This window comes from Acetobacter sp. AN02, from assembly GCF_029759835.1.
In the GTDB taxonomy this organism is placed as follows: Bacteria; Pseudomonadota; Alphaproteobacteria; order Acetobacterales; family Acetobacteraceae; genus Acetobacter.
This window is the reverse complement of record NZ_JAJJND010000111.1, coordinates 1-6,278: the sequence shown is the minus strand read 5'-3', so window position 1 is coordinate 6,278 and position 6,278 is coordinate 1. Positions and strand designations below refer to the sequence as shown.

The 6,278-nt window shown below is 55.9% G+C and carries 6 protein-coding genes; all 6 read left to right on the top strand.

Features of this window, described 5'->3' with window-relative positions:
* The first annotated feature begins 158 nt into the window (after nucleotides 1-158).
* The 6 genes from LOC54_RS10840 to LOC54_RS10815 all read left to right on the top strand — a co-directional run bounded on the left by LOC54_RS10840 (nucleotide 159) and on the right by LOC54_RS10815 (nucleotide 6,177).
* The gene (locus tag LOC54_RS10840) at nucleotides 159-1,556 is read left to right on the top strand and encodes a hypothetical protein (RefSeq protein ID WP_279313827.1); all 1,398 of its coding nucleotides are present in this window, start codon (nucleotides 159-161) and stop codon (nucleotides 1,554-1,556) included.
* A gap of 649 nt (nucleotides 1,557-2,205) precedes the next feature.
* The gene (locus tag LOC54_RS10835; RefSeq protein ID WP_279313826.1) at nucleotides 2,206-3,498 is read left to right on the top strand and encodes a phage integrase central domain-containing protein; all 1,293 of its coding nucleotides are present in this window, start codon (nucleotides 2,206-2,208) and stop codon (nucleotides 3,496-3,498) included.
* A 526-nt stretch (nucleotides 3,499-4,024) separates the two neighbouring features.
* Nucleotides 4,025-4,231: a hypothetical protein gene (locus LOC54_RS10830; protein WP_041240822.1), complete on the top strand. Its 207-nt coding sequence runs from the start codon at nucleotides 4,025-4,027 to the stop codon at nucleotides 4,229-4,231.
* The gene (locus LOC54_RS10825; protein WP_279313825.1) at nucleotides 4,228-4,818 is read left to right on the top strand and encodes a hypothetical protein; all 591 of its coding nucleotides are present in this window, start codon (nucleotides 4,228-4,230) and stop codon (nucleotides 4,816-4,818) included. Before LOC54_RS10830 ends, LOC54_RS10825 begins: the two co-directional genes overlap by 4 nt.
* A gap of 67 nt (nucleotides 4,819-4,885) precedes the next feature.
* Nucleotides 4,886-5,533, top strand: coding sequence for a hypothetical protein (locus LOC54_RS10820; protein WP_279313824.1), 648 nt, complete (start codon nucleotides 4,886-4,888; stop codon nucleotides 5,531-5,533).
* Nucleotides 5,530-6,177: a hypothetical protein gene (locus LOC54_RS10815; protein ID WP_279313823.1), complete on the top strand. Its 648-nt coding sequence runs from the start codon at nucleotides 5,530-5,532 to the stop codon at nucleotides 6,175-6,177. Before LOC54_RS10820 ends, LOC54_RS10815 begins: the two co-directional genes overlap by 4 nt.
* Nucleotides 6,178-6,278 lie beyond the last annotated feature (101 nt).

The following is a 6,278-nucleotide window of genomic DNA, read 5'->3' as shown; positions in this document are numbered from 1 at the left end:
GTCCGTAAAAGTGCCTGTTCCGTCTCCTTCTTCCATCCATACAATATGGGAAGTATTTCAAGATCTAACAGGCCCTACTTGCTTGCAAGTATTAGTCGGTCACTAAGTCTTCCAGGGTAGGTATCTGATAGAATGAACGAGCAGAGAGGAAATCTGCCATGTCATTCCAGTTTGCACATATAGAAAGCTATTCAAGAAAGCCCAACAAAAGAGGCGTTAACGTCCGATATATTATTGCTGAAGCAAAGCGAGAAGCTGGTTCTTGTGAGCATGTAGAGAACCCGGAAGCTCCCTCGTTAGTCTATGGGATAACGTTGGACGAGCTTGAGGCTCTTCATGATGAGATGGCTAACAGGGCCACGATGACGAACAGCAAAGGACAATCGAGAAAGATAAGGCAGGACCAGAGGACGTTGATGACTGTGGTGCTATCGCATCCAGGTGATGACGCTGTTCCAACGCATTTTGATGATGGCACTCCGCAAGCTGTCGCTTCGGTTGAAGAGTGGCGAGAGCGTTCGATTCAGTGGCTTCGAGCAAAGTATGGCGATGATTTAAAGACAGTTATCGAGCATACGGATGAAGGTCATCCGCATCTACATGCTTATATATTGCCATCAGGTCCGCAGATGTTGGCTCGTGATTACCACCCTGGAGAACAGGCCAAGGCTGAAAGCATGGCAGGGGATAAAAGCATCGAGGCAAACCGTGAAGGCGATAAAGCTTATCGTTCCGCGATGCGTGAATGGCAAAACGATTACTATAGAGAGGTTGGCCAGCCTTGTGGGTTGGCTCGAATTGGCCCAGGTCGTCGCAGGTTATCGAGAGCAGAGTGGCAAGCTGAACAACAGAGTCAGCAGACTGTTCGCGTTGCACTTGAGCAATCGCAAGAGATAACAAGCCAAGCGAAGCAAGTTGAAGAATCTGCAAAACATGAAGCGAAGCAAATTATTGGCGATGCTGAGAAAAAAGCAGAGCAGGTTCAGGCTTTAGCGAATGAAATTTTGCGAGAAGCGGAAGAGCAGAAGACGCAAATTCATGAAGATGCACGAAAAGAAGGTTTGCGAGATGGTGCGTCTGATTTTGCGAGTTCTGATTTGATAACTCGCGTTGTGTTGGGTGCGAGTATGAAAGCTTTAAATCTTCGAGAAGAAGGAAAGAGAGAAGGAATATCGCAAACAGCAAAAAAAGCAAAAGAAACGATTAAGAAATGGGAGAAGAATGACAAGCAACAAAAAGAGAAGATTAAGAAGATAATAGAAGAGCGAGACAATCTTAAAGAGTCTTTAAAAGAGTATATGAATAAATCGTATGATAACGATAAGCCTTTTCGTGATTTACAAAGGAAGAATGAACAGCTTGAAACTTATCTCGGTGCTGTTTTTGAATCTCTTGAGATGCACGGAATCAATCCGTGCCCATTTATTAAAGTGGTTTATACATTTGATGATTTGATACGTGATTGCGATAGGATTGCGAAGGAGTGGCTTGAATCTTATCGAGCTAATTGGGGTATAGAGGAAAATCAGGTATCAAAAAACAACTACCAGCCATAATATCAAATATAACTATATAAAATAGTAGTATTTGTAGCCTAGAGCGAAGCCCCCAAGGGTCTGGGGGCAAGCAGGGGGGGTTCGTCCCTCATGCCAGAGGCTGTTTGTGTTGATGCGATGCAAAACCAAACTTCTCGCTTCCTGAGCAAGGCAGATGTCCCAGCGCAATACGATTGCAACACAGAGCGAGCGCAGAGCGGGAGCCACGTAGTGAGGCCGAAGGCCATCTGTGTATATATAAACCTTTTGTTATGTATGGTTTTATTGTTGACTTTCTGACATTTTTAAAAACTTGGAATCTCTAAAAATCTAAGAATCGTCTAACACCAAACAGGCTGGTGTTGGTTTTTGGTGTTGGTTTTTGGTGTTGGATTGGTGTTGGCGAAAACATTGTTGACAATCATAATTTTTCATGCAGAAAACGAGGGTTTCCGCGATTCGGATTGACAAAAACGTATATACATCATAGTCTTAGGATTGGTTATTGGCGGAGAGGGTGTCCGCCGATCTGGGGCGTCACGGAAAAGCAGATCAGCGCAATAACCCTTGTTTTTCGTGGCTTTACAGAAATTTATGCCCTCCTGAAGAAGCAGATAGACGCATTGAAACCCATCCCGTAAGGTGGGACGGAAGATGGGACTGAAAAGCCATGAGCAAGCTTCCGCCGAACCAGATGAATGCCCGCAAGGTCGCCTCCCTCAAAGACGGGGTTCACGGCGATGGCGGAAATCTATGGATTACCGTCCGGGGCGACACCCGGGCCTGGACCTTTCGCTATAAAAGCCCAAAGACCGGCAAAAGACGGGAGATGGGACTCGGTCCCGCCCGGGATATTTCTCTGGCCGATGCCCGGCTCAAGGCGGCCGAGAACCGGTGCCTGCTTCTGGAAGGGCTCGACCCGCTGGAAGAAAAAGCCCGGCAGAAGGGACCTGACGTTCAGGAGCGTACCTTCGCGCAGGTTGCCGAGCAGTACATCACCGAACAGGCGCCGGGCTGGAAAGATCCGCGCTCGGCGCCCATGTGGCGCAGCTCTCTGGAGCGGCACGTCTATCCCGTCCTCGGTCAGAAACCGATTGGCAGCGTCCAGACAGAGGACGTGCTCGCCGTCCTGCGACCGATCTGGGAGAGCACGACCGAAACCGCAACACGGCTGCGTGGACGGATAGAGCGTATTTTGGACTACGCGCAGAGCCATCACTGGCGCGAGGGGGAGAACCCGGCCCGCTGGCGGGGGCACCTGGCCAACATTCTTCCCAAACCCACAGCAGTCACGAAGGTGGTGCACCATGCCGCCTTGCCCTATCGCGACCTCCCGCCGGTCTACAGCCGGCTCAGCGCCGAGCATGGTGTGGGAGCTCTGGCCGCACGGTTCGTCTGCCTGACCGCCACCCGGTCTGGCGAGGTCCGCAAGGCCCTGTGGTCGGAGATCGATCTGAAGAAAAAGATCTGGACCATCCCGGCCGAGCGGATGAAGGCCGGGCGGGAGCATCGTGTGCCCCTGACGGGCGGGGCGATGGCTTTGCTGTATAAAGTCCAGACTCTGAGATCCAGTTCCGGTGAGGACAGTTTCGTGTTTCCCGGTGGCCGGGTCGGATCACCGCTGAGCGATGTCGCAGTCTCGAAGGCCCTCCATCAGGCCGCAGGCACGAAGGATGTGACGATCCATGGTTTGCGTTCCAGCTTCCGGGATTGGGCGGCCGAGGAAACCGACTTCCCGAGGGAGGTCGCCGAAATGGCTTTGGCCCATGCCATCGGTGACAAGGTCGAGGCCGCCTATCGCCGCGGGGATCTCTTCAACAGGCGTTCCGAGATGATGTTTGCCTGGGAACGCTTCTGTGCCGGGCAATCCACGGAGGCAGCTCCGGTGCCTTCGCGTCCCAATCCTGACAGCGCCCCGCTCTTCACCTGGAAAGACTCTGACATCGGGGATCCAGACGCCTGAACGGCCCGTCAGAAGCCCAATGACGCGTCACGGATTGCGTCGTACCGGTCCGCACAATCTCAGTGACGCGTCATCAATGCGCTATGTCGCCATTCCATGAGCAGCTCAAAAGCATGGCACTGCGCCATAAAATCGGGCTGCCAGATCGCCTAAGATGGCACGATACTGGGTTTTTGCTGCAAAGCAGCAAAAACCCTTTCAAAACAGTGCCTTAAAACCGTTTCATTTTCGTGCGCTGCCGTGGGCGTCCGCATCACGCTGTGACGCGTCATCCGGACCTGCACGCGCCCCCGTTCCGGGGTCGCGCCGCCCTTGGGGCGGCGGTGCAGAACTCAACCTCTCTTCCTCTCTCTCATGACGGAAAATGATCAGAGCGGTTCTGTCGTTTTTTTTGGCTTCGCAAGGGAGGACCGGGCTGGTCCTCACCCCAGAGGGCTCACGCGGGGCGTGAGCTGGAATGGTCGCCGTGCGACCAGAGCGAGGGTTTTCTCTCTGGGGCTCTCTTCTCTTTCTGGAGCCTTTCGCAATGACCAGATTAGTCACCGAACTCGACACGCTTTTCGACGCCCACGCCGTGCTTGCGGGCGTCGTTCTTCCCACCCTGCGCGATGTGATCGCACAGCCCGGAGCCTTCACCAGCGACACGCGGCTTGAGGGCACGCTGATCGTTCTGGCGCAGACAGTCCGCTCACTGAACAGAGCGCTGACGGAGAACGCAGGAGACCGGACATGACGTCCTTCCTGTGCACGGACCTGGCTGTCCGCCTGATGGGTCTTGTCTCCTCCCGCGATCGCCCCGACGCTCCGCTCCGGCCGACCGGGACTGCCGTCTGTCTGTACGATCTTGTTCTGTCCCGGGCCGAACCCTTTGCCGTGGCTGAACGGTTGGGCCTGTGGTTTCCCTGTCAGGAGGCCGATCAGGATCCGGCACACAGACAGGCTCTGCGGGACCAGATCCTGCAGCAGCCCATGCCGTCCCCAGCCGGTGCAGCGGAGCACACTGAAGATGGCGCTTTTCTCTCTCCTGGCCTGCTTCCAGATATCGTTCTGCTTATCGGGGAACGAGAGATGACCTGGCTCGGGCCCTGCTCAACGAAAACAGCGCAGGTCATGACCCTTGCCGATCTGATGCATCAGCTTGCGCCAGAGCTGGTGGAAACCGGGAACACGACCGAAGCCCTTCTGGACCGGTTTGCAGCGGAAGACCGGTCAGGCGTTCATCCGGCTTCCGATCTCGTCCGCATTCATGCCGCGGCCCGACTGATCGAAACCCTCTGGACCGGACAGGTGCCTGGGAGCGGCCTCAAGTATCGCCCGTAACACCTGACACCGACAGGCCGGACAACTCCGGCCTCTCATTTTCTCCCCACAAAAATCTGGAGGCTTCATGCTTCTTACAAAAACCCCGGTCGCTGCGGCGACCGTGTCCCGTCACGCGCGCTCTTTCTTCGAGCCCACGGATGATGATCTCGATCTGTATCGCGACATCAGCGTCAGACTGAAGGCGCAACCGCCCTCAAGCCTGTTCCGCTACCTTCAACCGGCGGGGCGGCATCTCATGCGCCTTGGTGATGAAGGACCCGGCGTCTGGGCCGGTCTCCTGCGCAGGGTCGAGCAGCGCTGGCCCGGTCTGCCCAGCCAGGGCTCTGTTGCGTCTGATGGAACCCGGCTGAATTCCGTCCCGGAGCGGATTGCCTATGAGGCGATCAAACCCATTGTTCCGCGGGATGTTGCGCTGGATCTGGAAATCGCCCTCGACCCGTTGCAGCAGCAGCGGTTCTATTCCGATTTCGCCATCCGTTACGGCTCCCGTGTGATCCATATCGAGATCGTGGGCGCCTGCGGTGCAGACCGCGTGACACGCAATGACTGGGAAGCGCATCTGCTGGCCCAGTTTGACCGGCGGCTGGAGGTGTACCGGCAGCAGCGCCTTACGCCCGAGATCTGGTATCTCAACGATCTGCTTGAGCCAGCGCAGTTACAGAAGCGTTTCCTTGCCCTGGTAGCGCAGCTGCGCTTGGGAGGCAGATCATGACCCCTGGTCCGATCCGGCTGCCGCGTTGGCCCATCACGCGCCTGAAACTGCTCGATATCACGCCGGATCAGAAAGGAGCGCCCTATGCGGGCGCTCCCGTCACGCTGCTGCAAAGGGACGGCTTTGTCGAAGGGCGCAGCCTCCTCTGGCTCAGCGCCCCCCGGCGTTCCTCGGGTCATCTGGAGGAAAGCCTCGATGAGCATGGTCAGCCTGCCCTGACCATCAGCGACCCCCTGTTCCGGGCCGTGATGCCGGTGGATGCCCCGCGACCCTTTATTCTGGCGGGATTTCACATGTCGTTCCTGCGCCGTGTGATGGGCGGACCGCAGGATCGGCCACCGTATGATCTCTGCCTGTACCGGCTCGCACGACAGCGGGCGTCCTGGTTGCGGCCGTGCGGGTTGCAGGAATCCGTCCTCGAACTGCGGACAGACCTGATGACAGAACTGACGCAGGACAGCCCTTTTCTGCGTTTGAACTGCGCAACTGCTCTGCTTGAAACACTTCTTGAGTGGGAGCCGCTGACCCGGCTGCTGGTGCTGTCAGGCAATGTCGTCTCTCCACCGCCTGGCGACGAGGAACCCTTCGGTCAGGCCGCAGAGTGGACTTGTCTGCCTCAAGGCCCTGCCATGCTGGAAGGCTGAGTGACCAGCGGATGCGTCGACGGTGACTTATACCAACCGTTTCTTGATCAGACTCACGGGGTACCCATTGGGCTAAAAATGTGATTCACAGGATGCTGATC

Excerpts from the sequence above, each read along its gene's own strand:
- LOC54_RS10840 (WP_279313827.1), top strand. The coding sequence starts at position 159 with ATGTCATTCCAGTTTGCACATATAGAAAGCTATTCAAGAAAGCCCAAC.
- LOC54_RS10825 (WP_279313825.1), top strand. The coding sequence starts at position 4,228 with ATGACGTCCTTCCTGTGCACGGACCTGGCTGTCCGCCTGATGGGTCTT.
- LOC54_RS10835 (WP_279313826.1), top strand. The coding sequence starts at position 2,206 with ATGAGCAAGCTTCCGCCGAACCAGATGAATGCCCGCAAGGTCGCCTCC.
- LOC54_RS10815 (WP_279313823.1), top strand. The coding sequence starts at position 5,530 with ATGACCCCTGGTCCGATCCGGCTGCCGCGTTGGCCCATCACGCGCCTG.
- LOC54_RS10830 (WP_041240822.1), top strand. The coding sequence starts at position 4,025 with ATGACCAGATTAGTCACCGAACTCGACACGCTTTTCGACGCCCACGCC.
- LOC54_RS10820 (WP_279313824.1), top strand. The coding sequence starts at position 4,886 with ATGCTTCTTACAAAAACCCCGGTCGCTGCGGCGACCGTGTCCCGTCAC.